We start from the raw sequence: 23,313 nt of genomic DNA on the forward strand, positions 1-23,313 counted from the left end.
CCTAGGCCCGGTCGGCCTGGCGTTCGCCCATCAGGCCGTTGGGTCGGAACAGCAGCACCAGAATGAGCACGGCGAACGCGAAGATGTCCTGGTAGTTGGCGCCCAGGAAGCCCCCGGTGAGGTGGCCGGTGTAGCCGGCGGCCAGCGACTCGATCAGGCCCAGCAGCAGCCCGCCGGCCATGGCCCCGAACAGGTTGCCGATGCCGCCCAGCACCGCCGCCGAGAAGGCTTTGAGCCCCAGCAGCAGGCCCATGTAGGCGTCGGCCTGGCCGTAGTTGACCGCGCGCATCACCCCGGCGATGGCGCCAAGCCCGGCACCGATCAGGAAGGTCGCGGAAATCACCCGGTTGATGTTGATGCCCATCAGCCCGGCCACTTCCTGGTTCTGCGCGGTGGCGCGCATGGCCTTGCCCAGGCGGGTCTTGTCGACCAGCAGCCACAGCCCCAGCATGATCACCACCGAGATGATCATGATGCTCATCTGCACGTTGGTGACGGTGGCGCCAAACACCTCGATCGGGCGGGTTTCGACCACTTCGGGGAAGGTCTTGTAGCCACGCCCCCAGATCATCATCGCCAGGTTCTGCAAGGCGATCGAGATGCCGATCGCGAGGATCAGCGGGGTCAGGCGCGGGGCCTTGCGCAAGGGCCGGTAGGCGAACTTCTCCATGCCCTGGGCCATCAGCATGCACACCGCCGCCGCCACCATGATCGCCAGCAGCAGGGTCAGGATGCCGGGCGCAAAGCCCATGCCCGCGAGCATGCTCAGCACCGAGATGGTCACCATGGCGCCCACCATCACCACCTCGCCGTGGGCGAAGTTGATCAGGCCGATGATGCCGTAGACCATGGTGTAGCCCAGGGCTACCAGGGCATAGATGCTGCCCAGCACCAGGCCGTTGAGGACCTGCTGCAACAAGATATCGAAATTGCCTTCCACGAGCTGAATCCTCAAAACTGCGTTGTCGCTCACCGCGTGCGCTGGCAACAGCGACGCGGCGGCATGCCTGGCAGGTCAGAAATGAACGCTTCTTATTGTTGCGAGCCGGGCGGCCCGCTTGTTATTCGAGGTAGAGCAACGGCTCAGTCGCGCTCGACCGAGAGGGTTTTCCAGCCGCCGTCGGCAAACTGGAACACCGTGGCGGCCGGGCTTTTCAGGTTGCCGAATTCATCGAATGCGATGGTGCCGGTGACGCCCTCGTAGCTTTCGCTCTTGAGTACCGGCAGGTACACGGCAGGGTCGGCCGACTGCGCCTTGACCATGGCGGTGATCGCCGCCCAGGTGGCGTCGTACGCCGCCGGCGAGGACTGCACCACGCCCGTGCCGAACTTGGCCTTGAGCTTCTGCTCGAACGCCGCGCCCTTGGGCATCTCCAGCAACGGGGTGCCGTAGTTCCAGGCGTACACGCCCTCGGCGGCGCTGCCGGCCATCTTCTTGAACTCGTCGTTGGGCAGGTTGCCGATGTTCATGAACCTGGCCTTCAGGCCCAGGTTCTTCATCTGCTTGGCCATGGGGGCGGCCTGGTAGTCGAGGGCGGCGAAGAACACCGCATCGACCTTCTGCGACTTGGCGGTGGTGAGGATGGCATTGAAGTCGGTGGACTTGTCGTTGGTGTATTCGCGTACCACCACGTTGCCACCGGCGGCCTTGACCGCCTTGGTCACTTCGTCGGCCAGGCCCTGGCCGTAGGCGGTGCGGTCGTCGAAGATCGCGATGCGCTGGGCCTGCAGGGTCTTGACCAGGTAGTTGCCGGCATAGCGGCCGAGGGTGGCGTCGTCGTTGACCACGCGAAACACGGTCTTGATGCCCTGGCGGGTCAGCGCCGGGTTGGTCGCCGACGGCGAGATCTGCGGGATGCCGGCATCGGCGTAGATCTTCGAGGCCGGGATGCTGGTGCCCGAGTTGTAGTGCCCGATCACCACCGCCACCTTCGAATCCACCAGGCGTTGCGCCACGGCGGTACCGGTACGCGGGTCGGCCACATCGTCCTCGGACACCAGCTTGAACTGGGCCACCTTGTCGCCCAGCTTCAACTGCTGCTGGTTGGCCTCTTCGATGGCGATGCTCACGCCATGTTCCACATCCAGCCCCTGGTGTGCAGAGGGCCCGGTCAGCGGGCCGGCAAAGCCGATCCGTACCAGCTGGGTGTCCGCCGCGTTCGCAGTGCCAGCCCCCATCAGTGTTGCCATCAGTGCAGCAAGGGCGGTCAAACCCCGGTTGTTCTTATTCATTCTCAGCTCCCAGTAATCATTGGACGAACTGCACACGCCTGGCCAACCTCGCCGGCGCACTTGTAAGATAACAGTCAGCAGGCAACTGTCAATGGGTGTATGCTTGAGGAAAATGAAAATGCTGACAAAAGCCACGCACGCCTTGATCCATGCACCTTAACGAGGCATGGGATTGCAGTAGAATCAGGCGCTTGCACCATAACAAGTCAGTTGTTTGATAACATATGGCTACATTTTCGCCGCTACTTCGGGTTTTTAGCGGGTCGGGTGAAATCGACGCAGATCGCGTTTGACGGATGCGCCAACCTGTTCAACCATTCAATCCATCGTGATGAGCACATCAGTTTCAGGAGCTACACAACTATGAATGCGTCGTTTGGAACGCGCAGGGCCAATCTGGCGGAGACAGTGATCCACGAGCTGTCCAACCGGATCGACAATGGCACATACGGGCCGGGGCAGAAGCTTCCGTCCGAACAGGAGCTGTGCAAGGAATTCGGCGTCAGCCGCCCTGTGATTCGCGAGGCCGTGGCCTCGTTGCGTCTGGGCGGTCGGCTGATCGCCCGCCAGGGTGTAGGCGTGTTCGTGGTCGAGCAGGACGTCAAGCGCCTGGGCTTTGCCCTGAGCACCGCAGTCGATGACGTGCGCGCCGCCGCCCACGTGCTGGAACTGCGCCTGGGCATCGAGACCGAGTCGGTCGCGCGTGCCGCCGAGCGCCGCAGCCCCACCAGCGTGGCGCAGATCACCGAGGCCTTCGACCGCTTCAACGCGCTGGACGGCTCCAACCTCGAGGAAGAGGCCCGTGCCGACTTCGAGTTCCACCTGGCGATTGCCCGCGCCACCAACAACCCGCACTTCCCGCAGCTGCTCGAAGCCCTGGGCCCGGACATCATCTTCGACCTCAACCTCAAGCACGGCCAGTCCACCGGCAAGAACCGCCTGGCGCACATCAAGAAGATCGGCCGCGAACACGGCGCGATTCTCTCGGCCATCAGCATGGGCGACGTCAACGCCGCCCGTTCGGCGGTGCGCAAGCACCTGGAAGAAAGCCTGTCGCGTTACCAGCGCCTGGTCGACAGCGGCGACTGAGCGGCGCTGTCGCCCTGCCCTGGCGGGTCAGCCCAGGCCCAGGCACACGTACTTGATCTCGAGGTAATCCTCGATCCCGTAGCGCGAGCCTTCGCGCCCCAGCCCCGATGACTTCACACCGCCAAACGGTGCGACCTCGGTGGCCAGCACGCCGACATTGACGCCGACCATGCCGTACTCCAGGGCCTCCGAGACCCGCCAGATCCGCCCCACATCCCGTGCATACAGGTAGCAGGCCAGGCCGAACTCGGTGGCATTGGCCTGGGCGATGACCTGTTCTTCGCTGTGAAAGCGAAACAGCGGCGCCACCGGCCCGAAAATCTCCTCGCGGGCCACGCGCATGTCCGGTGTCACCTCGGCCAGCACGGTGGGCTGGTAGAACGCCTCGCCAAGGGGGTGGCGCCGGCCACCGGCGACCAGTCGCGCACCGCCCTCCAGTGCGTCGCTCACCATCGCCTCGACCCCGGCCACGGCCTTGGCATCGATCAGCGGGCCGACGGTGGTGCCGGCCTGGCTGCCCTCGCCCACCACCAGCTCGCCGACCCGCTGGGCAAAGCGCTCGACAAAGCGCTCGTAGATGCCGTCCTGGATGTAGAAGCGATTGGCGCACACGCAGGTCTGCCCGCTGTTGCGGAACTTGGCCACCAGTGCGCCCTCCACCGCCGCCTCAAGGTCCGCGTCGTCGAACACGATGAAGGGCGCGTTGCCGCCCAGCTCCAGGCTCACCTTCTTCACCGTGGCCGCGCTCTGCTGCAGCAACTGGATGCCGATGGGCGTGGAGCCGGTGAACGACAGCTTGCGCACCACCGGGTTGGCGGTCAGTTCGCCACCGATGGCGGCCGAGTCGCCGGTCACTACGTTGAGCACGCCACGCGGTATGCCCGCGCGTTCGGCCAGCACGCACAGCGCCAGGGCGCTGAACGGGGTCTGCGAGGCGGGCTTGAGCACCAGCGTGCAGCCGGCCGCCAGGGCCGGGGCGGCCTTGCGCGTGATCATCGCCGCCGGGAAATTCCACGGCGTGATCGCCGCGCACACGCCAATCGGCTCCTTGGTCACCAGCAGGCGCCGGTCGGCCTGCGGCGAGGGGATCACGTCGCCATACAGGCGCTTGCCCTCCTCGGCATAGAACTCCACATAGGCTGCGGCGAAGGCGATCTCGCCACGGGCCTCGGCCAGGGGCTTGCCCTGCTCGGCGGTCATGATGCGCGCCAGGTCTTCCTGGTGCAGGAGAATTTCGCGAAACCACGCCTGCAAGCGGCTGGCGCGTTCCTTGGCGGTGAGGGCGCGCCAGGCCGGCAGCGCCGCCTGGGCGGCGAGCACGGCGCGGCGGGTTTCGTCGGCGCCCATGCGCGGCACGCCACCCAGGCGCTGGCCGGTGGCCGGGTTGGTCACGTCAATGCTGCGGGCGCTGTCGGCGCCCACCCAGGTTCCATCGATATAGCAACGTTCACGCAGCAGATCAGGATCGGCAAGGTTCATGCTGATGGGCTCGCAGGGGAATGAAGGAAACGGCGGGAGGCAGACCCTGCCCCCGCCTGGAGGGTCAACGCGACGCCAGGGCCTTTTCGCGGATCTGGCTGAGGGTCATGCGCGGGGTCAGCGCCTCAGGGTCGATCTGCACCTCGATCAGCGCCGGCTTGCGCGACGCCTCGCAACGCTCGAACGCACCCGCGAACTGCTCGGTGGCGCTCACCGTTTCGGCATGCAGGCCATAGGCCCGTGCCAGCGCGGCGAAGTCGGGGTTGTGCAGGTCGGTACCCGACACCCGCCCCGGGTAGCTGCGCTCCTGGTGCATGCGGATGGTGCCGTACATGCCGTTGTTCACCACCACCACGATGACCCGGGCGTCATAGTGCGCGGCAGTGGCCAGCTCCTGGCCGTTCATCAGAAAGCAGCCATCACCGGCGAACGCCACCACGCTGCGCTGCGGCGCGGTGAGCTTGGCCGCAATCGCCGCCGGCACGCCATAGCCCATCGAGCCGTTGGTGGGCCCCAGCAAGGTGCGAAACGCCTGGTGCTGGTAGCCGCGGTGCACCCAGCCGGTGTAGTTGCCGGCACCGCAGGTGATGATGCTGTCGGCAGCCAGGTGCTGGTTGAGCCAGGCGATCACCTCGCTCATCTGCACCGCGCCGGGCGAACGCGGGCATTCGAAGTTGGCCCGGTAGCCGCTGTTCAGGCGCTGTACCCACTCGGCGAATGCCTGCGGCTTGACCGGCGCCAGCGCCGCCAGTTGCGCGGCGATGGTCGGCATGCCGGCGTTGATCGCCAGGGTCGGCTGGTACACCCGGCCCAGTTCCTCGATGCCGGGGTGAATGTGCACCAGCGCCTGCCTGGGCACCGGAATGTCCACCAGGGCATAGCCGCCGGTGCTCATCTCGCCCAGGCGTGCACCGATCACCAGCAGCAGGTCACTGCTTTTCACCGCCTCCACCAGCTCGGGGCCGGCGGCAAGGCCCAGGTCGCCGGCGTACTGGGGCAAGGTGTTGTCGAACAGGTCCTGGCAGCGGAACGAAGCCGCCACAGGCAGGTTCTGGGCCTGGATGAAGCGCCGCGCATCGGCCACCGCCGCGGCGGTCCAGCCGCCACCGCCCAGCACCACCAACGGGCGCTGTGCCTCGCCCAGCAGAGCCTGCAGGCGCTGCAGGTCGGCAGGTGCCGCCGCCGCTTCGATCCGCCGGGCCGGGCCAGCATCGGCCACTGCCACCCGATCCGTCAGCATGTCTTCGGGCAGGGCCACCACCACCGGGCCGGGGCGGCCGTTGGTGGCGCGGTGGAACGCCTGGCTGAGCAGCTCGGGCAGGCGCGCGGCATCGTCGACCTCCACCACCCACTTGGCCATCTGGCCGAACATGCGGCGGTAGTCGATCTCCTGGAAGGCTTCGCGCTCCACCTGGTCGCGGGCCACCTGGCCGATGAACAGGATCATCGGCGTGGAGTCCTGGAAGGCGGTGTGCACGCCGACCGAGGCATTGGTCGCCCCCGGCCCGCGGGTGACGAAGCAGATACCCGGCTTGCCGGTGAGCTTGCCGTAGGCTTCGGCCATGTAGGCGGCGCCGCCCTCCTGGCGGCACACGATCAGCTCGATGTCGTCCCTGGCATCGTGCAAGGCATCGAGCACCGCCAGGTAGCTCTCGCCGGGCACGCAGAACGCGCGTTCCACGCCATTGATGCGCAAGGCATCGACCAGCACCTGCCCGCCCGTGCGCAGCCCGTTGTTGTCAGTGTTCATCTTGTTGTTCTCCATCAGGCGGCGCGGTCAGATGACCGAGTCTTCCAGGAAAGGACGGTTCTCGATCACCCGTTGATAACTCAGGGCACTCAGGTCCAGGGTGCGGTAGCCCCCGTAGATGATCAGCTCGCTCAGGCCGCGGCCGATGGCCGGTGCCTGCTGCAGGCCGTGGCCACTGAAACCGTTGCAGAACAGGAAGTTGCGCACCTGGTCATGGGGGCCGACGATGGCGTTGTGGTCGAGCACGCAGAAGTCGTAGTGCCCGGCCCAGGAGTTGACCACCTTGATCGCCTCGAACGCCGGCACACGCTCGGCCAGCACCGGCCACACCTCTTCCTCGAACTCGTCGTGCATCACGTCGAAGTCGCTGAAATCCACCTCCGGGTCGTGGCGTGGGTAGGTGCCGCCCAGGTACAGGTGGCCTTCGGGGCGGAAGAACACCCCGGTGGGGTCGATGGTCAGCGGCACGGTGCCGGGCAGCGGCGTATGGCAGTCGAACACGAACAGCGAACGGCGCCGCGCCTCCACCGGAATGTCCAGCCCGGCCAGGCGCGCCACCTGGCGTCCACGGGTGCCGGCGGTGTTGACCAGTTGGCCACAGCCGATCAACTGGCCATCGCCCAGGCGCACACCGGTGATCACATCACCCTCGCGCAGCACCTGGACCACTTCGTTCTCGACATACTCCACGCCCAGGCTGCGGGCCTTTCTGCGAAAGCCGTTCATGATCCCGTAGTTGTCGAACCAGCCCTCGTCCCTCTCGCCATAGGTGCCGCCGGCCAGGCTGTCGGGGTTGACCCACGGGAAGCGGCGGATCAGCGCCTCGGTGTCCAGCAACGTGACGTCGGCACCGTTGTCCAGCTGGGTCTGGTGCAGACGCTTGAGCACGTCGAAACCCTTCTGGTCGGCCAGGAACAGGTAGCCGTTCTCCTTGAAGGCCAGGTCGGGCCTGTCGCCATTGACCGCCATCAGTTCGGGGAAGTCGCGGATGAACTGCGCGCCAAAGCGCGAGATCTGGATGTTGATCGGGTTGGAGAACTGCACCCGGATCGAGCTGCTGGACAACGCCGTGGCCGATTGGGCATAGGTCCAGTCGCGCTCCACCACCAGCACCGAGCCGGTGAAGTCCGGGTTGCTGGCCAGAAAGTACGCGGTGGCGCTGCCATTCACCGCACCGCCGACGATCACCACATCGTAATGCTGCTTTGTTGCTGTCGAAGCCATGGCTGGGGTCTCTTCAAAAGTGCTCGGAAAAGGTCATTTCGGGTCTTCGAAGTGGCCGGCGCCGGCGAAGTTGCCGCCGTGGTAGCGCGCCGCCGGCTCGTTCGGGTCCAGCGGCGGGTGCTCGGCCAGGACCTTCTCGCGGTAGTCGTCGGCGCTGTCCGTGGGCACGTAGCCGAGGGAGGACGCCAGGCGGTTGTCCCACAGGGTTTCGCGGTTGTCGGACATGCCGTACACGATCATGTGGCCGACCCGTGGCGCCAGCAGCGAGCGCTCGCACAGCTGCGCGAAGTCGGCGAACGACAGCCAGGTGGCGAGCATGCGCCGGTCCAGCGGCTCGGGGAACGAGGAGCCGATGCGCAGGTTCACCGACTCGATGGCGAACTTGTCCCAGTAGTAGCGGCCCAGGTCCTCGGCAAAGCACTTGCTCACCCCGTACAGGCTGTCGGGGCGGTGCGCTGCGCTGGCGTCGATGGTTTCGGTGCGGTCATAGAAGCCGATGGCGTGGTTGGAACTGGTGTAGATCACGCGCTTGACGCCATGCTGGCGCGCCGCTTCATAGATGTTGTAGGTGCCCACGATGTTGCCGTTGAGGATCGCCGCGAAGGTGTCCTCCACCGGCACGCCGCCGGCATGGATGATGGCATCCACGCCCTCGGCCAGCGGCAGCACATCGGCCAGGTTGCCCAGGTCGCAGCGCACCAGCTCTTCGTGCGGCGCGGCGCTGCCCATGTCGGCGATATCGGTCAGGCGCAGCTCGTCGGCAAAGGCCTGCATGTGCTTGCGCAACACGCTGCCCAGGCGGCCGGCTGCACCGGTGATCAACAAACGTTTGAACGGCTTGCTCATGCTTGAAACCTCGTGAAAGTCGGTTTGTCGGTACTAGGCCAGCGCCGCGAACGCATCGCGCAGCTGCCCCAGGGCCTGCTCCAGCTCCTGGCGTGAGGTGGCGAACGACAGGCGAATGTAGGGTTCGAGGCCAAAGGCCGAGCCCGGCACCGTGGCCACCTTGCCCACCCGCAGCAGGTAGCTGGCAAGGTCGGCGTCGGTTTCGATCACCTGCCCGTCCGGCGTACGCCTGCCGATGAACGCGGCGCACTGCGGGAAGGCATAGAACGCGCCCTCGGGCATCTGCAGGCTCAACCCCTCGATGGCCGCCAGGCCCTCGACCACCAACGCCCCTCGGGCCTGGTACTCGCGATTGGCCTGGCGCACGAAATCCTGCGGGCCGTTGAGCGCCGCAGCAGCCGCCAGTTGCGAAATGGTCGACGGGCAGGTGGTGGTCTGCGACTGGGTCTTGTTCATTGCCACGATCAGCTCGCGTGGCCCGGCCGCATAGCCCAGGCGGTAGCCGGTCATGGCGTAGGCCTTGGACACGCCGTTGATCAGCAGAGTGCGATTGCGCAGGTGCGGGCAGGCGCTGACGAACGACACGAACGGCTGCCTGCCCAGCACGATGTGCTCGTAGATCTCGTCGGAGATCACCAGCACCCGGGGGTGGCGCTCCAGCACGGCGCCCAGGGCCGCGAACTCTTCACGGCTGTAGATCGCCCCGCAGGGGTTGTTCGGCGAGTTCAGCATCAGCCAGCGGGTACGCGGGGTGATGGCGGCCTCAAGGCGCGCGGCATCCAGCTTGAAGCCGTGTTCGGCGCCGCACGGCACCACCTTCGGCACGCCACCGTTGAGCATCGCCATGTCGGTGTACGACACCCAGTACGGCGCTGGCGTGAGCACTTCATCGCCCTGCTCCAGGGTGGCGAGAAACGCATTGAACAGCAGCTGCTTGGCGCCATTGCCCACGCAGATTTCGTCCAGTGCGTAGCGCAGGCCGTTTTCCCGCTCGAACTTGTCGACGATGGCCTGGCGCAGCACCTCCAGGCCATTGGGCGCGGTGTAGTGGTTGTTGCCCTCGAGCATCGCCTGGTGCGCGGCCTCGATCACGTGGGCCGGGGTGTTGAAGTCCGGTTCGCCCAGGCTCAGGTTGATCACCGGCTCGCCCTTGGCCAGCATCTGCTTGGCCAGCACCGATACCGCCATGCTCGGCGAGCTTTTCACCGCCCGCACACGGGCACTCTGAAAGTCCATGGGTCAGCCCTCCTGGCCGGGTTCGAAGGCGTAGTCGTCGCGTGCCTGGCTGGCACTGATGTAGCCAAAGCGCAGGTCGCGCGCCACCTCGTGGCGTGGCCGCTGGCGCGGGTCGCCGTAACCGCCGCCACCCGGCAGGCGCAGCACCAGGCGCCGATCGGCCGGCACGAACTGCTGGCCCTTGCCGCGCAGCAGGGTGCCGTCGTCCAGGCCCACGTAGCCCTGGGCCCCCTCCTTGCCCCCCTCGAGCCCACGCGCCGGGTACTGGATGCGGTCGAACATGGCGCTGAAGCGGAAGCTGTAGCCTTCGGCGGCCGACACCTCGATTTCCTGGCCCAGGCCGCCGCGCAGCAGGCCGGCACCGCCAGAGCCTTCGCGCAGTTCCTTGCGCCACACCACCACCGGGCCGGCCTGTTCGGTGGCTTCCACCGGCATGGTGTGCACGCCGCTGGGGAACGCGGTGGCGCTCAGGCCGTCCATGCCGGAGCGCGCGCCCATGCCGCCGCTGTTGAACATCAGCATCTCGGCGTTGCGCCCGGTCGGGTTGCTGTCCAGCGGACGCACGCTCAGGTGCAGGTTCCACAGTGCGCTGGCGCCCTCGGCCGGCACCTGGCCGGGCAGGCACTTGTGCAGCGCACCCAGCACCAGGTCGGGCACGAAGTGGCCCAGTACATGGCGTACCGATACCGGCGCCGGGTGCTTGGCATTGAGAATGCAGCCTTCGGGCGCAGTGACCGCAAAGGGCTCCAGCGAGGCGCTGTTGTTGGGGATCTCCGGCGCCACGATGCACTTGAGCCCGTAGCAGGCATAGGCCTTGGCGTAGCCCAGCGGCACGTTGATGCCGAACTGGCTCATGCCCGAGGTGCCGCTGAAGTCGGTGAGAATGCCGTCCGGGCCCACCGTCAGGGTCACCGCCAGCGTCACCGGCACGTCGTAGCCGTCCAGGGTCATGCTGTTGTGGTAGGTGCCATGGGGCAGCGACTTGAAGCATTCCAGGGTGGCGCGGCGGCTGTGCTCCAGGATGAACCCGCCGATGTGCTCCAGGTCGTCCAGGGCAAACTCGTCGAGCATGCTCAGCAGGCGTTTGTGCCCGGTCTCGTTGCAGGCCGACAGTGCGTAGAAGTCGCCGACCACGCGGTCGTTCTCGCGCACGTTGTTGCGCAGGATGTTGATCAGGTCGCGGTTCACCTGGCCGCGCTCGAACAGCTTCATGATCGGGATGAACAGGCCTTCCTCGTACACCTCGCGGGCATCCGGGCCGAAACCGCGCCCGCCGATGTCCACCACGTGGGCGGTACTGGCGAAGTAGCCGATCAGCCGGCCCTTGTAGAACGAGGGCGAGACGATGGTGATGTCGTGCAGGTGCCCGGTGCCCTTCCACGGGTCGTTGGTGACGTACACGTCGCCTTCGAAGATGTTGTCCGGGCCGATGTCGTTGATGAAGTGCACCACCGCCTCGGCCATGGTGTTGACGTGGCCGGGGGTGCCGGTGACGGCCTGGGCCAGCATGTTGCCGGCGCGGTCGAACACCCCGGCCGAGAGGTCGCCGGCTTCGCGCACGCTGGTGGAGAACGCGGTGCGGATCAGGGTCAGGGCCTGTTCTTCGACCACCGACACCAGGCGGTTCCACATCACCTGCATTTGAATATCGATCATTGTTTCGCTCATGGGTTATCGCCTTCCAAACGAATGCGGCTTAGCGCCGGACGACCAGCAGGCAGCCGTCGGGCTGGACCGTGGCGGTGAACGAGGACGACACGAAGGTCGAGGTTTCGCGCTCAGCGATGATCGCCGGGCCATCGATGCGCGCACCGGCCTGCAGCGCTTCGCGCTGGTAGATGCCGGCATCGACGAAACCGCCGGCGACCACGTCGAACACCTGGCGACGCGCCACTTCGTGGGCGCGGTGCGAGGCCTTGACCTGGCTGGCCAGCGCCACGGGCGGCAAGGGCGAACTGGCCTTGACCGACCAGCTGACGATCTCCACGTCCGGGCCTTCGATCGGGCGGCCGAAGAACACGGTGTAGGCCGCCTCGAACAGCGTCTTGAACTGCGCCGTGTCGCTGTTGCTGAAAGCCTTGAACGGCAGGCTCACGGGGATCTCCCAGCCCTGGCCGACGTAGCGCATGAACGCGGTGCACTCCATCTCCGGCTCGCCCTCGGGCATGCCCTGGCGCAGGAAGCCCAGGGCCTCGGCCTTCATGTCGTCGATCAGTGCATTGACCTGCCCCGCCTCGAACTCGGCCAGGCGCACGAAGGCGCTGCGTACCGCTTCATAGCCGAACGGCGCACGCAGAAAACCGATGGCCGACCCTACCCCGGCGCCGGCCGGCACCAGAAAGCGCGACACACCCATCTTTTCGCACAGACGCGCAGCGTGCAGCGGGCCACCGCCACCAAAGGTGATCATGGTGTAGTCGGCAATGTCCTTGCCGCTCTCCACCGCGTGCACCCGGCCGGCGTTGGCCATGTTCTCGTCGACCACTTCGCAGATGCCGAAGGCGGCGGTGCGCGGGTCCATGCCCAGCGGCTGGCCGATCACCCGGTCCACCGCGCCGGCGGCGTTGTCGACCGACAGGCGCAGCGCGCCGCCGGCAAAATTGTCGGCATCCAGGCGGCCCAGCAGCAGGTTGGCATCGGTGATGGTCGGCTCAAGGCCACCGCGGTCATAGCAGGCCGGGCCCGGCTCGGACGCCGCGCTGTGCGGGCCCACACGAATCTGGCGCATGCTGTCGATGCTGGCGATGGAACCGCCGCCGGCGCCGATCTCGACCATCTCCACCACCGGGATGGAAATCGGCATGCCACTGCCCTTCTTGAAGCGGTAGGTGCGCGCCACTTCGAAGGTCTTGGCGGTCTTGGGCACCTGGTTCTCGATCAGGCAGATCTTGGCCGTGGTGCCGCCCATGTCGAACGACACCACCGCGTCGAGTGCGTATTTGCGCGCAATGTCGGCGGCGAAGATCGCCCCGCCCGCCGGGCCCGACTCCACCAGGCGCACCGGAAACTCGGCGGCGCTCTGCACCGAGATGATGCCGCCGCCGGAATGGATCATGAACACCGGGCAATCGGCGCCGGCGGCCTTGAGGGTGACCACCACGCGGTCCAGGTACGACTTGATCAGGGGTTTGACGTAGGCGTTGGCGCACACGGTGTTGAAGCGTTCGAACTCGCGCATCTGCGGCGAGACTTCGCTGGAGATCGAAATCGACAGGTGTGGCAGGCGCGCCTGCAGGGCGTCGCGCAACAGGCGCTCGTGGGCACCATTGATGTAGCTGTGGATCAGGCCGATGGCCACGCTCTGGTAGTCGCCCTCGCCGATGCGCTGCACCAGCGCGTCGATATCGGCCTGTTGCGGGGCGATCAGCACGTTGCCGCGTACGTCCAGGCGCTCGCGCAGGGTGTAGCGGTGCTCGCGCTCGATCAGCGGCGGTGGCAGCGCAATGTTGATGTCGTACTGCTCGAAGCGGTTTTCGGTGCGCATCTCCAGCGTGTCGCGAAAACCTTCGGTGGTGATGAACGCAGTGCGCGCGCCGCGGCGCTCGATCAGGGCATTGGTGGCCAGGGTGGTGCCGTGGATCAGCTGCTCGATATCCGACAGCTTCAGGCCTGCCGCGTCGACGACCGCCTGCACACCCGTGAGGATCGCACGCTCGGGCAATGCGTAGTCCGTCAGAATCTTGGTCGAGTGCAACACCCCGCCGACATCCAGCGCGATATCCGTAAAGGTCCCACCTATGTCCACGCCGACTCGGCATGCTGTAGCAGTCATCGTCGTTCCCCTGAATTCTTGTGCTTGTCACACCCGACTGGTTGGCGGGCTTAATGTAAGTTATATGTTGTCTTACAGGTGGTCAAGCACTAACACCACGCTTTTCCACCCTCGCCCGGGCTGGCGTGCCGATGCGCCGTGCGCACCGGCACCGCCTGCCTCAGCCGAGCGTCTTGACCATCCGCGCGCCGCCCACGGCCTGGGCCGTGGGGAACACCTCCAGACGCGAAACGTCCACCTGCTCGGGCAGGCGCAAGGCCGCCAGCAGCAGCTGGGCGATGTCCTCGGGCATGATCGAGGCGTAGCCGTCATACAGCTCGCTGCCCGCGGCCTGCATGCCCATGGCGGTGCGGTACAGCTGGGTCTGCACGCGACCCGGGGCGATTTCGGTCACCCGCACCCCGCTGCCCAGCAGGTCGCAGCGCAGCGCGTCGCAGAACAGGCTGATGCCGGCCTTCGACGAACCATACACCGCCGCCCCGGGGTGCGGCGCACGCCCGGCACTCGAGCCGATGAAGAACAGGTGGCCATGGCCGCGCTGCACCATGCCCGGCAGCACCTGACGGGTCAGGTGCAGGGGCGCCTTGAGGTTGATGTCGAGCATGGTGTCGATCTCGGCCGGGTCCATGTCCTGGAACGCGGCTCGGCTCGACAGCACCCCGGCATTGTTGACCAGCACGTCCACCGGGTACTGGCTCAGCACCTGGGCAAAGGCGTCGGCCTGGCGCACGTCGGCCTCCACCGTCACCACGCCCTGCTCCTGGCCCAGCGCCTGCAGCGCCTCGCGGCTGCGGCCCACGGCAATCACCTGCAGGCCGGCATCGCGCAGGGCCAGCACGATGGCCTTGCCGATGCCGCTGGTGGCACCGGTCACCAGTGCACAGCGGTAGGACGCCGGTAATGCGGCTGCTTCAGGCATAGATGTAACCCCCGCTGACAATCACGTTCTCACCCGTGGCATAGCTGTTGCGGCTGCTGCCCATCATCACGATCCATTCGGCGATCTCTGCAGGTTCCGCCGCGCGGCCCAGCGGGTTGGCGGCGGCCAGCTCGCCGAGAAAACCCAGCTGGCGGGCGCGCTCGGTGGCAAAGCCGGCCGGCGCCACCGAGTTGACCAGGATCTGGTCCTTGGCACAGGCCTGGGCGAAGGATTTGGTCAGGCTCACCACCGCCGCCTTGGTGGCGGCATAGTGGGCGTTCTGCGGGTGCGCCTTGAAGGCGTCCACCGAGGTCACGTTGACGATGCGCCCGGTCACCTGCGGCGCCGCGACGAAGCCCTGCATGTGGCGCACGGCGGCGACCATCATGTGGTAGGTGCCCTTGATGTTGACCGCGTTTTCCAGGTCCCACTCTTCGTCGGTGATCTCGAAGATGTCCTGGCGCGGGTAGATCGCCGCGCTGTTGACCAGGCAGTGCACCCGCCCCAGCGCCTCGACGACCTGCCCGAAGGCTGCATGGGCGCTGGCCTGGCGCGAAATGTCCGCCGCCGCCGTGGCCACCTCGCAATCCAGGGCGCGCAAGGTGCTTGCCGCCTCGGCCATCAACTGCTCATTGCGATCGATCAAGCCGATTTTTCGTGCCCCACGCTTGACCATCAACCTGGCGGTCTCCAGGCCCAAACCCGAAGCCCCGCCAACGATTACGACCGTCTGACCTTCCATAACCACCTCCGCGCATTAGTCTTTACGTAAGATGCCTGTTGTCTTACATTTGGTCAAACCGAATTTGCCCCGCTCGATGCCCATACAGGACTGCGCCATGCCCGCTGCCGCTACTGCCTGCTCGCCCCGGGACCGCCTGCTCGACGCGGCCACCGAACTGTTCGCCACCCGCGGCTACCAGGCCATCGGCCTGCGCGACCTGGCCAGCCATCTGGGCCTGCGTGCCGGCTCGCTGTACCACCACATCGAGAACAAGCAGTGCCTGTTGTTCGAGCTGATCGAGTCGACCCTGGCCGACCTGGTGTTCGACACAAAACGCTGCATGAAAGGCGCCAGAACCCCCGAAGAACGCCTGCAGCGCTTCGTCCAGGCGTTTGTGCGGTTCAACCTGGCGCACGCCCATCGCGTGCAATTGGTGACTCGCGAGTACGTCAACCTGTCCCACGAACAGCAGTTGCAGATTGACGCGCTCAACCGCAGCCATGCGTCGATCCTGAGCGGCATCGTTGCTAGCGAGTGTGCACGCGACGGGCGCCAGGGAGGCGCGATCGGCCTCGTCACCCATGCCGTCATCGGCATGCTGTACGGGCACGCGCAGTGGCGCGGGGTGCAGGTCAGCGAACAGGGCCTGACCCAGGCCCTGATCACCTTCGTCACGGGCATCATCGAAAGCGCCAAGAACAATTCCAACATGGCCTGATCTACATGCACCCACAGCGCAAGACCTTGCACAACGAGCTGCACGCCCGCCCCTCGCTGTACTTCGACGAGCCCGCCCACGTCTACCACCTGGCCTTTCTCAGCGACGACGCACGTTGCGAGGCGCTGCTGCAGCAGTGCTGCCCGGAGCCGGTGAGCCCAGGCGCCGTGCAGGGCATCACCCGACTGCAAGGCCACGCCCTGAAATGGGAACGGCACGCCGAGTTCGTCACCCTCACCCTGGTGGTCACCACCACCGAGCAGACGCCGGCCTGGCAGCCCCTGCCCGCGCTGCTGATGGACAGGGTCGATGCCTTTTTGCCGTACCTGATCAATGCCGTGCAGATCATGGTGCACAACGACGCGGCATTTGCCGGCGAGCTGTCGCGCTACGGTTTCAAGGACCCGTGCGGCTCGTGCATTGGCGGGGGCGATGCGCGGGTATGGAGCGATTTTCGCCTGGGCGAGGACGGCACCAACCGCTTCCTGTTCGTCAACAGGCGCCTCAATGCCTACCGCCAGGGCCGCATGATCCGGCGCCTGCTGGAGATCGAGACCTACCGCATGATGGCCTCGCTGTCGCTGGACACCGCCAAGGCCCTGAGCGTGGAGCTCAATGCCTACGACAGAACCCTGGTGAGCCTGTCCGAGCGCAACGCCGACCCGCAGCCGGGCAACGCCAAGGCACTGCTGGGCGACATTGCCGGGCTGTCGGCGCAGATGGTGCGCAGCGCCGCGAAGACCCGCCACCGCTTCAGCGCCACCCAGGCCTATGCGCAACTGGTGTTCGAGCGCCTGGGCGAGCTGCGCGAAAGCCACCTGGGCGATTGCCAGCGGTTGGGTATCTTCATCGAACGGCGCTTCAAGCCCACGGTGCGCTACTGCGCCGTGACCGAACAGCGCCTGGACCAGCTGGCCAAGAGCGTGGCCAACCTGGGCGACCTGCTGCAGGCACGGGTGCAGGTGGAAATGGAGGAGCAGAACGCGGAGATCCTCAAGAGCCTGAGCACCCGCGCTGACACCCAGATCAAGATCCAGCGCGCAGTGGAAGGGTTGTCGATCATCGCCATCACCTACTACCTGCTCAACCTGTTCAAGCTGATCTATTCAGGCCTGACGGTAATGGGGCTGCAGGTCAGCGCACGGGACGCACTGCTGGGCATGGCGCCACTGGCCATCGGCGTGCTGGGGTTGATTCTGGTGCGGGTGCGCAAGGTCAAGCACAACGATCACTAGCCCTGCGACCAGCGTTTGAACCTGCGTTGTTTAAACCGAGCGCCATGGCCTGCAGCCTTGGCGCCGCTGGCCCGGCAGCGAAACGCAGCACGAACGGAAGCCGACCGCAATAAAGCAGTTTTTTTGATAGTTGGGGAAGGTTGATACGAGAAAAATGGCAGGGGCGGCTGGATTCGAACCAACGCATGGCAGGATCAAAACCTGCTGCCTTACCGCTTGGCGACGCCCCTGTGATGCAACTGGAGGCCCATGAAAGGCCTCGGCAGGAATGAGCGGAAATGTACCAACTTTCGCTTCGTCAGGGAAGCCCCCAACGATAAAAAATAACGAAAAAACAGGTGGTTACCGCATGGCTTACGGCATATCCGGCTTTTGCGGCCCGTTCACACAGCCAAATCGCGTCTCCTTCGACGGGCCGTACCCATAAAAAGAGGTGTAGCACTTGCTGAAATGGCTGGGCGAAACAAAGCCGCACGCCAGGGCCACATCGATCAACGCCAGGTCCGAGTGCTGCAACAACCGGCGACTCTCGGTAATGCGCAACTCCAGGTAGTAACGGACCGGCGTGGTCCCCAGCTGCGACTGGAACAGCCGCTCGATCTGACGCCGGGACAACCCCACATACTGCGCCAACTGCACCTGGCTCAGCGGCTCTTCAAGGTTGGCCCCCATCAGCTTGATCGCCTCGCGCAGCGGCGCACTCATGTTCTGGTGCACGGTCGGCTGCACCCGGCGAAAGCGCGAGGCCTCGTAGGCCAGGATATCGACCACGGCATCCACCAGGCCACGCCCATGACGCTGGCCGATCCATTCCAGCACCATGTTGAACGCCCCCGCCGGGCTGCCCGCCGTCAGGCGGTCTCGGTCCACCGTGTAGCTCTCCCCTGTCACCTGGCTATGCCTGGCCAGCTCGGCCAGCGCTGCACGGTTCTCCGGGTGCACCGCACACTGGTAGCCATCGAGCAGGCCGGCCTGGGCCAGAAACCAGGCACCATTCCACAGCCCCGCCAACGCCACCCCCACCTGCGCAGCCCGTTGCAGCAACAGCGCCAGCTCCGGCAGCGGGCGCAGCACGGTGCGCAGGCCACCGCACACCACCAGCAGGTCCAGGCCTTCGAGCGTCTTCAAACCCAGCGGCGCATCCGGGCAGATCACCAGCCCCAGGTCGCTGACCACCGAGGCACCGTCAAGGCTGAAGGTGGTGGTGACGAAGGCATCGGCCTGGATCAGGTTGGCGGTGACCAGGGTATCGAGCGCCTGGGTGAAGGCCGGCAACGAAAAATGTTCGAGCAGCACAAAGCCCACCCGCGCCCGGGGCCCGCTGCCGTGACCCTGCCCGCCTACAAAACGCAGGTTCGAGCCCTGCAGGGCACCGCTGAACTGCCGCCGTTGCACCACGTTCTGCCTCTTCTGGTTGTTCTGGTAAAGCGTGCAGAGCACGCCGGGTGGCACGGCAATATGCCTCCAAATGCCCCCGCCGCGATAGTCGTCGCCACGCTCGACAGTTGAAACTTTCTGCGCGCGCGCCCGGTCCAGACCTCTGACTATCACTTGTAAACGTGAGGGATCGAATGACGACGACAGTGGGCGACTTCCTGGTTGAGCGGCTGTATCAATGGGGCGTGCGACGTATCTACGGCTACCCTGGCGATGGCATCAACGGCGTGTTCGGCGCGCTCGACCGGGCCCGGGGCAAGATCGAATTCATCCAGGCGCGGCACGAGGAAATGGCCGCGTTCATGGCCGCAGCCCATGCCAAGTTCACCGGCGAGCTGGGGGTATGCATCGCCACCTCCGGCCCCGGCGCCTCGCACCTGCTCACCGGCCTCTACGATGCGCGCATGGACCACATGCCGGTGCTCGCCATCGTCGGCCAGCAGGCCCGCACCGCGCTGGGCGGCCATTACCAGCAGGAACTGGACCTGTTGTCGATGTTCAAGGACGTGGCCGGCGCCTTCGTGCAGCAGGCCTCCGAACCCTCCCAGGTACGCCACCTGATCGACCGTGCCGTGCGCACGGCGGTGGGCGAGCGCCGCGTCACGGCGGTGATCCTGCCCAACGACCTGCAGGACCTGCCCTATAAAGAACCCGCCCGCGCCCACGGCACCCTGCATTCGGGCGTCGGCTACAGCAAGCCCAGGGTGGTGCCCTACGAGGCCGACCTGCAGCGCGCCGCCGACATCCTCAATGCGGGCAGGAAGGTCGCCGTGCTGGTTGGTGCGGGCGCGCTGAACGCCACCGACGAGGTCATCGCCGTGGCCGAAAAACTCGGCGCCGGCGTGGCCAAGGCGCTGCTGGGCAAGGCCGCCCTGCCCGACGAACTGCCCTGGGTCACCGGCGCCATCGGCCTGCTCGGCACCGAGCCCAGCTACAAGCTGATGCAGGAGTGCGACACCCTGCTGATGATCGGCTCGGGCTTCCCCTACGCCGAGTTTCTGCCCAAGGAGGGCCAGGCCCGCGCGGTGCAGATCGACATCCAGCCCGACATGCTCAGCCTGCGCTACCCGATGGAGGTCAACCTGGTGGGCGATGCGGCCGAAACCCTGAGCGCCCTGCTGCCGCTGCTCGACAGCAAGACCAGCCGCAGCTGGCGCAAGAAGGTCGAAGGCTGGCGCGCCCGCTGGGACAAGACCCTGGAAAAACGCGCCCTGGTCAGCGCCAACCCGATCAACCCGCAGCGGGTGGTGCACGAGCTGTCCCCGCGGCTGCCCGACCAGGCCATCATCACCAGCGACTCGGGTTCGTGCGCCAACTGGTACGCCCGCGACCTGAAGATCCGCCGCGGCATGCAGTGCTCGCTGTCCGGCGGCCTGGCCTCGATGGGTGCGGCCGTGCCCTACGCCATCGCGGCCAAGTTCGCCCACCCCGAGCGCCCGGTGATCGCGCTGGTGGGCGACGGCGCCATGCAGATGAACAACATGGCCGAGCTGATCACCGTGGCCAAGTACTGGCGTCAGTGGCAGACCCCGAACTGGATCTGCGCGGTGTTCAACAACGAGGACCTCAACCAGGTCACCTGGGAGCAGCGGGTAATGGAGGGCGACCCCAAGTTCGAGGCGTCGCAGAACATTCCCGACGTGCCCTACCACCTGTTTGCCATCTCCATCGGGCTCAAGGGCATTTTCGTCGAGCGTGAAGAAGACGTTGCCGCCGCCTGGGAGCAGGCCCTGGCCAGCGACTGCCCGGTGCTGATCGAGTTCAAGACCGACCCCAACGTGGCGCCCCTGCCGCCGCACATCACCGTGCAACAGGCGAAGAACTTCGCCACCACCCTGCTCAAGGGCGACCCCGACGAAGCCGGCGTGATCACCCAGACCGCCAAGCAGGTGCTCAGCGCGGTGCTGCCCAAGCGCAAGCGCTGATTGCATGCCCACGCCACTTCGCTGAGGCAGCATGGGCGTGGGCAGTGTGCCTTCATCCAAACTGCATGATCCGGTGGCCGTTTCGGGCAATTTGCAAGCCTGACGCTGCCCATGCGCTGGCGACGCCGTTGATTCAACGAGGTTTTTCCAGCGGTGCAGGCTGGCATCGTTGATGCAACGACTACCGAGGCGAACACGCCACCGTACCCGCCACCGGAGATCACCATGAATGCCATTGAACTGCTCGAAGCCGATCACAAGCGCGTAAAGGCCCTGTTGGCAAAACTGAGCGCATCCACCGAGCGCGGCGTCAAGACGCGCACCCAGCTGCTTGCCGAACTGGAGATGGAAATCACCGTGCACACCGAGATCGAGGAGCAGATCCTCTACCCGGCGTTCAAGCAGGCCGGCGGCAAGGAACAGGACGTGATGTACTACGAGGCCAAGGAAGAGCACCGCACCGTCGACTCCCTGGTGCTGCCCGACCTCAAGACCACCGACCCGTCGACCCCGGAGTTCACCGGCCGCGTGAAGGTGGTGAAAGAGCTGCTCGAACACCATATCGAGGAAGAAGAGTCCGAGATGTTCCCGCAGGCCCGCAAGCTGCTGAAAAAGGCCGAACTCGAGGCCCTTGGCGAACAGATGCAGGCGTTCAAGGCCAACTACATGAAGGCCCTCAAGAATACCACCAGCCACTGACCCCTTCCCCAGGCCCGCCGCCGGGCGGGCCCGCCCCACCTTTGGTCGTGCCCTTGGCAGTCACCTGTCACTTGCCTTGAACTCTGCCGCCACGTCCATCGTCATCCGCCTGAGAGTCCGTAAAACAGTGCTTGGCAATCAGCGCAGTGTGCCCGGCGTTTATCCGAACGTAAGGGAGAACCACAATGAACGGGACTGATCAGTCGGCCCACGGCGACGCCTCGCAGTCGCCCCAGGGCACCCCGCAGGAACACCTGCACACCCTGGCCGAAGACGCCGGGGCATTGCTCGACGACGCCAGGGAACACGGCGCCAGACAGTACGAGCAGTATCGCGACCTGGCCGCCGAACAGCTCGACTCGCTGGTCGAAGGCGCCCAGTCGGCAGCCTCGGCCCTTGAAGGCAAGGATTCCCTCGGGCTGGCGCAGTACATGGCGCAACTGGCCAGCGGGCTGGGCGATTTTGCCGACCAGGTCCGCGACAACAGCATCGAGGACCTGGTGCACAAGGGCGCGCAACTGGCCCGCGACAACCCCACGCTGTTCCTGGCCGGCAGCGTCGCCATCGGCTTTGGCCTGTCGCGCTTTCTGCGCGCCAGCAGCAGCCACCCGACCGCGTCGGGCACCCCCACGCAGGCCTACGGTGCCAGCGCGCCCTACCAGAGCTCGGTACCGCCGCTGCGCGACAACCCCGTGCCCGCCGACCCGCTGGGCCGCACACTGGCCGATGGCCCCAACACCCAGGACAGCTTCAAGGGAGGTGTGTGATGGAACGCGACCCACTCGATACCCTGCCCCCCGCGCCACCGGGCGAGCACGACAACACCAGCATCGGCAGCCTGCTGCGCCAGCTCTCCCGTGAAGTGCCCGAGCTGTTCACCAAGGAGCTGGCACTGGCCAAGGCCGAACTGCAACGCAGCCTGACCACCCTCAAGGCCGGTACAGCCGCCGTGGCCGGCGGCGCCATGGTGCTGCTGGCGGGCCTGATCATCCTGCTGATGGCGGCGGTGTACGGCCTGGCCTACGTGGTCGCGCCCTGGCTGGCGGCGCTGATCGTGGGCGCGGTGACCCTGGTCATCGGCTTCGTGATGCTGCAGGCCGGCAAGAAGCAGTTCGACCCGTCCAACCTCACCCCCGACCGCACCCTGCATGCCCTGCAACAGGACAAGGACGCACTGAAGAGGAAAGTCTCATGAGCACCTCATTCGAAGCCGAATCGCACAAGAGCCCGGAAACCCTGGAGCAGGAGATCGACGCCAAGCGCGCCAGCATCAGCCACCTGGTGGACTCGCTGGAACACCGCCTCACCCCCGGCCAGCTGATCGACCAGGGCATGGCGTACTTCAAGGGCAACGGCGGCGAGTTCTTCCAGAACCTGGGCATCACCCTGAAGAACAACCCGGTGCCCACCGTGCTAACCGGCGTGGGCCTGGCGTGGCTGGCGCTGAACCAGAACCGCCCCTTCTCACCCGGCTCGCCGACCTTTGGCGGCAGCGGCCTGGCCGACACGCTGGGCGACGCTGCCAGCGGCATCAAGGGCGCCATGGCCCAGGCCGGCGAGCACCTGCACCACGCCTCGGACGTGGCCCACGACAAGGCGCGCGACGCCGGCGACAGCCTGGGCAGCTCGGCCGACAAGGTGCGCCAGGCCGCGCACCACGCCAGCGACCGGGTGCAGGCCCAGGCCGCGCAGCTCAAGGGCCAGTTCGACCACCTGCTCAAGGACCAGCCGCTGGTGCTGGCCGCGATCGGCATCGCCCTCGGCGCGGCCCTGGGCGCGGCATTGCCCGGCACGCGCAAGGAGGACGAACTGATGGGCGAAACCCGCGATGCCCTGGCCGACAAGGTGACCCGCACCGGCAAGGCGCTGTACGCCGACGCCACCCAGGCCGTGCACAACGCCGACGCCAGCGCGCCGGCAGCTGCCGCGCAGGCCCCCCGCGAGGGGCCTGCCGACCTGTCCGACGGGCTGGGCTTCAGGCCCTGAGTGTCGCCCCGGCGCCCTGTGCGCCGGGGCACGCCCCTCTGT

At 66.3% G+C, this 23,313-nt stretch carries 20 protein-coding genes and 1 tRNA gene; 8 read left to right on the forward strand and 13 right to left on the reverse strand.

From position 1 onward, the window contains the following. Nucleotide 1: 1 nt before the first annotated feature. Nucleotides 2-940, reverse strand: coding sequence for a branched-chain amino acid ABC transporter permease (locus CR917_RS14975; RefSeq protein ID WP_043864046.1), 939 nt, complete (start codon nucleotides 938-940; stop codon nucleotides 2-4). A gap of 143 nt (nucleotides 941-1,083) precedes the next feature. Continuing rightward, a complete protein-coding gene (locus CR917_RS14980) occupies nucleotides 1,084-2,232 on the reverse strand; it encodes a branched-chain amino acid ABC transporter substrate-binding protein (RefSeq protein WP_078481146.1) in 1,149 nt (382 codons plus the stop codon). Nucleotides 2,233-2,595: 363 nt separating this feature from the next. Between CR917_RS14980 and CR917_RS14985 the strand changes: the two genes are divergently transcribed. Further along, entirely contained in the window at nucleotides 2,596-3,321 is a 726-nt protein-coding gene (locus tag CR917_RS14985) for a FadR/GntR family transcriptional regulator (protein ID WP_043864047.1), read from the forward strand. A 27-nt stretch (nucleotides 3,322-3,348) separates the two neighbouring features. On the opposite strand, the gene CR917_RS14990 is transcribed toward CR917_RS14985, so the two are convergent. The 9 genes from CR917_RS14990 to CR917_RS15030 form a co-directional block, all read right to left on the reverse strand. Beyond that, nucleotides 3,349-4,800: an NAD-dependent succinate-semialdehyde dehydrogenase gene (locus CR917_RS14990; protein WP_104572561.1), complete on the reverse strand. Its 1,452-nt coding sequence runs from the start codon at nucleotides 4,798-4,800 to the stop codon at nucleotides 3,349-3,351. A gap of 64 nt (nucleotides 4,801-4,864) precedes the next feature. Next, nucleotides 4,865-6,550 (reverse strand): thiamine pyrophosphate-binding protein, encoded by a 1,686-nt coding sequence (locus CR917_RS14995; RefSeq protein WP_104573179.1) that lies wholly within the window; start codon nucleotides 6,548-6,550, stop codon nucleotides 4,865-4,867. A gap of 27 nt (nucleotides 6,551-6,577) precedes the next feature. Beyond that, nucleotides 6,578-7,774: an FAD-binding oxidoreductase gene (locus tag CR917_RS15000; RefSeq protein ID WP_058540334.1), complete on the reverse strand. Its 1,197-nt coding sequence runs from the start codon at nucleotides 7,772-7,774 to the stop codon at nucleotides 6,578-6,580. A gap of 33 nt (nucleotides 7,775-7,807) precedes the next feature. Continuing rightward, the gene (locus tag CR917_RS15005; RefSeq protein WP_104572562.1) at nucleotides 7,808-8,620 is read right to left on the reverse strand and encodes an NAD(P)-dependent oxidoreductase; all 813 of its coding nucleotides are present in this window, start codon (nucleotides 8,618-8,620) and stop codon (nucleotides 7,808-7,810) included. Between the two features lie 33 nt (nucleotides 8,621-8,653). After that, a complete protein-coding gene (locus CR917_RS15010; protein ID WP_104572563.1) occupies nucleotides 8,654-9,856 on the reverse strand; it encodes an aminotransferase class I/II-fold pyridoxal phosphate-dependent enzyme in 1,203 nt (400 codons plus the stop codon). Between the two features lie 3 nt (nucleotides 9,857-9,859). After that, nucleotides 9,860-11,512, reverse strand: coding sequence for a hydantoinase B/oxoprolinase family protein (locus CR917_RS15015; protein WP_236171901.1), 1,653 nt, complete (start codon nucleotides 11,510-11,512; stop codon nucleotides 9,860-9,862). 40 nt (nucleotides 11,513-11,552) lie between these two features. Further along, on the reverse strand, nucleotides 11,553-13,628 hold the full coding sequence (locus CR917_RS15020) for a hydantoinase/oxoprolinase family protein (protein WP_104572564.1): 2,076 nt from the start codon (nucleotides 13,626-13,628) through the stop codon (nucleotides 11,553-11,555). 160 nt (nucleotides 13,629-13,788) lie between these two features. Then, nucleotides 13,789-14,547 carry an SDR family oxidoreductase gene (locus CR917_RS15025; protein WP_078481155.1) on the reverse strand — a complete coding sequence of 253 codons (759 nt, stop codon included), beginning with the start codon at nucleotides 14,545-14,547 and terminating at the stop codon, nucleotides 13,789-13,791. Then, complete coding sequence (locus CR917_RS15030; protein ID WP_043864056.1) at nucleotides 14,540-15,289, reverse strand: SDR family NAD(P)-dependent oxidoreductase; 750 nt, start codon at nucleotides 15,287-15,289, stop codon at nucleotides 14,540-14,542. Before CR917_RS15030 ends, CR917_RS15025 begins: the two co-directional genes overlap by 8 nt. A gap of 97 nt (nucleotides 15,290-15,386) precedes the next feature. Between CR917_RS15030 and CR917_RS15035 the strand changes: the two genes are divergently transcribed. Both CR917_RS15035 and CR917_RS15040 read left to right on the forward strand, forming a co-directional pair. Beyond that, a complete protein-coding gene (locus tag CR917_RS15035; protein WP_104572565.1) occupies nucleotides 15,387-15,989 on the forward strand; it encodes a TetR/AcrR family transcriptional regulator in 603 nt (200 codons plus the stop codon). Between the two features lie 5 nt (nucleotides 15,990-15,994). Further along, complete coding sequence (locus CR917_RS15040; RefSeq protein ID WP_054914334.1) at nucleotides 15,995-17,224, forward strand: DUF3422 domain-containing protein; 1,230 nt, start codon at nucleotides 15,995-15,997, stop codon at nucleotides 17,222-17,224. A gap of 155 nt (nucleotides 17,225-17,379) precedes the next feature. On the opposite strand, the gene CR917_RS15045 is transcribed toward CR917_RS15040, so the two are convergent. Both CR917_RS15045 and CR917_RS15050 read right to left on the reverse strand, forming a co-directional pair. Beyond that, nucleotides 17,380-17,454, reverse strand: a tRNA-Gln gene (locus CR917_RS15045). Between the two features lie 124 nt (nucleotides 17,455-17,578). Then, entirely contained in the window at nucleotides 17,579-18,619 is a 1,041-nt protein-coding gene (locus tag CR917_RS15050) for a GlxA family transcriptional regulator (RefSeq protein WP_244988720.1), read from the reverse strand. 176 nt (nucleotides 18,620-18,795) lie between these two features. Between CR917_RS15050 and CR917_RS15055 the strand changes: the two genes are divergently transcribed. The 5 genes from CR917_RS15055 to CR917_RS15075 all read left to right on the forward strand — a co-directional run bounded on the left by CR917_RS15055 (nucleotide 18,796) and on the right by CR917_RS15075 (nucleotide 23,271). Then, the gene (locus CR917_RS15055) at nucleotides 18,796-20,586 is read left to right on the forward strand and encodes a thiamine pyrophosphate-requiring protein (RefSeq protein ID WP_043864059.1); all 1,791 of its coding nucleotides are present in this window, start codon (nucleotides 18,796-18,798) and stop codon (nucleotides 20,584-20,586) included. Between the two features lie 225 nt (nucleotides 20,587-20,811). After that, entirely contained in the window at nucleotides 20,812-21,285 is a 474-nt protein-coding gene (locus CR917_RS15060) for a hemerythrin domain-containing protein (RefSeq protein WP_043864060.1), read from the forward strand. Between the two features lie 185 nt (nucleotides 21,286-21,470). Further along, on the forward strand, nucleotides 21,471-22,052 hold the full coding sequence (locus CR917_RS15065; protein WP_104572566.1) for a hypothetical protein: 582 nt from the start codon (nucleotides 21,471-21,473) through the stop codon (nucleotides 22,050-22,052). Next, a complete protein-coding gene (locus tag CR917_RS15070) occupies nucleotides 22,052-22,480 on the forward strand; it encodes a phage holin family protein (RefSeq protein WP_104572567.1) in 429 nt (142 codons plus the stop codon). The genes CR917_RS15065 and CR917_RS15070 overlap by 1 nt, the downstream gene beginning before the upstream one ends. After that, on the forward strand, nucleotides 22,477-23,271 hold the full coding sequence (locus CR917_RS15075) for a DUF3618 domain-containing protein (RefSeq protein WP_104572568.1): 795 nt from the start codon (nucleotides 22,477-22,479) through the stop codon (nucleotides 23,269-23,271). Before CR917_RS15070 ends, CR917_RS15075 begins: the two co-directional genes overlap by 4 nt. Nucleotides 23,272-23,313 lie beyond the last annotated feature (42 nt).

This window comes from Pseudomonas sp. BRM28 (assembly GCF_002939405.1).
Classification (GTDB): Bacteria; Pseudomonadota; Gammaproteobacteria; order Pseudomonadales; family Pseudomonadaceae; genus Aquipseudomonas; species Aquipseudomonas palmensis.

Coding starts and splice junctions, on each gene's coding strand:
- CR917_RS15025 (WP_078481155.1), bottom strand. CDS start 14,547: ATGCCTGAAGCAGCCGCATTACCGGCGTCCTACCGCTGTGCACTGGTG.
- CR917_RS15040 (WP_054914334.1), top strand. CDS start 15,995: ATGCACCCACAGCGCAAGACCTTGCACAACGAGCTGCACGCCCGCCCC.
- CR917_RS14995 (WP_104573179.1), bottom strand. CDS start 6,550: ATGAACACTGACAACAACGGGCTGCGCACGGGCGGGCAGGTGCTGGTC.
- CR917_RS15060 (WP_043864060.1), top strand. CDS start 20,812: ATGAATGCCATTGAACTGCTCGAAGCCGATCACAAGCGCGTAAAGGCC.
- CR917_RS15035 (WP_104572565.1), top strand. CDS start 15,387: ATGCCCGCTGCCGCTACTGCCTGCTCGCCCCGGGACCGCCTGCTCGAC.
- CR917_RS15030 (WP_043864056.1), bottom strand. CDS start 15,289: ATGGAAGGTCAGACGGTCGTAATCGTTGGCGGGGCTTCGGGTTTGGGC.
- CR917_RS15005 (WP_104572562.1), bottom strand. CDS start 8,620: ATGAGCAAGCCGTTCAAACGTTTGTTGATCACCGGTGCAGCCGGCCGC.
- CR917_RS15055 (WP_043864059.1), top strand. CDS start 18,796: ATGACGACGACAGTGGGCGACTTCCTGGTTGAGCGGCTGTATCAATGG.
- CR917_RS15015 (WP_236171901.1), bottom strand. CDS start 11,512: ATGATCGATATTCAAATGCAGGTGATGTGGAACCGCCTGGTGTCGGTG.
- CR917_RS15065 (WP_104572566.1), top strand. CDS start 21,471: ATGAACGGGACTGATCAGTCGGCCCACGGCGACGCCTCGCAGTCGCCC.
- CR917_RS14980 (WP_078481146.1), bottom strand. CDS start 2,232: ATGAATAAGAACAACCGGGGTTTGACCGCCCTTGCTGCACTGATGGCA.
- CR917_RS15070 (WP_104572567.1), top strand. CDS start 22,052: ATGGAACGCGACCCACTCGATACCCTGCCCCCCGCGCCACCGGGCGAG.
- CR917_RS15010 (WP_104572563.1), bottom strand. CDS start 9,856: ATGGACTTTCAGAGTGCCCGTGTGCGGGCGGTGAAAAGCTCGCCGAGC.
- CR917_RS15075 (WP_104572568.1), top strand. CDS start 22,477: ATGAGCACCTCATTCGAAGCCGAATCGCACAAGAGCCCGGAAACCCTG.
- CR917_RS15000 (WP_058540334.1), bottom strand. CDS start 7,774: ATGGCTTCGACAGCAACAAAGCAGCATTACGATGTGGTGATCGTCGGC.
- CR917_RS14985 (WP_043864047.1), top strand. CDS start 2,596: ATGAATGCGTCGTTTGGAACGCGCAGGGCCAATCTGGCGGAGACAGTG.
- CR917_RS14990 (WP_104572561.1), bottom strand. CDS start 4,800: ATGAACCTTGCCGATCCTGATCTGCTGCGTGAACGTTGCTATATCGAT.
- CR917_RS15020 (WP_104572564.1), bottom strand. CDS start 13,628: ATGACTGCTACAGCATGCCGAGTCGGCGTGGACATAGGTGGGACCTTT.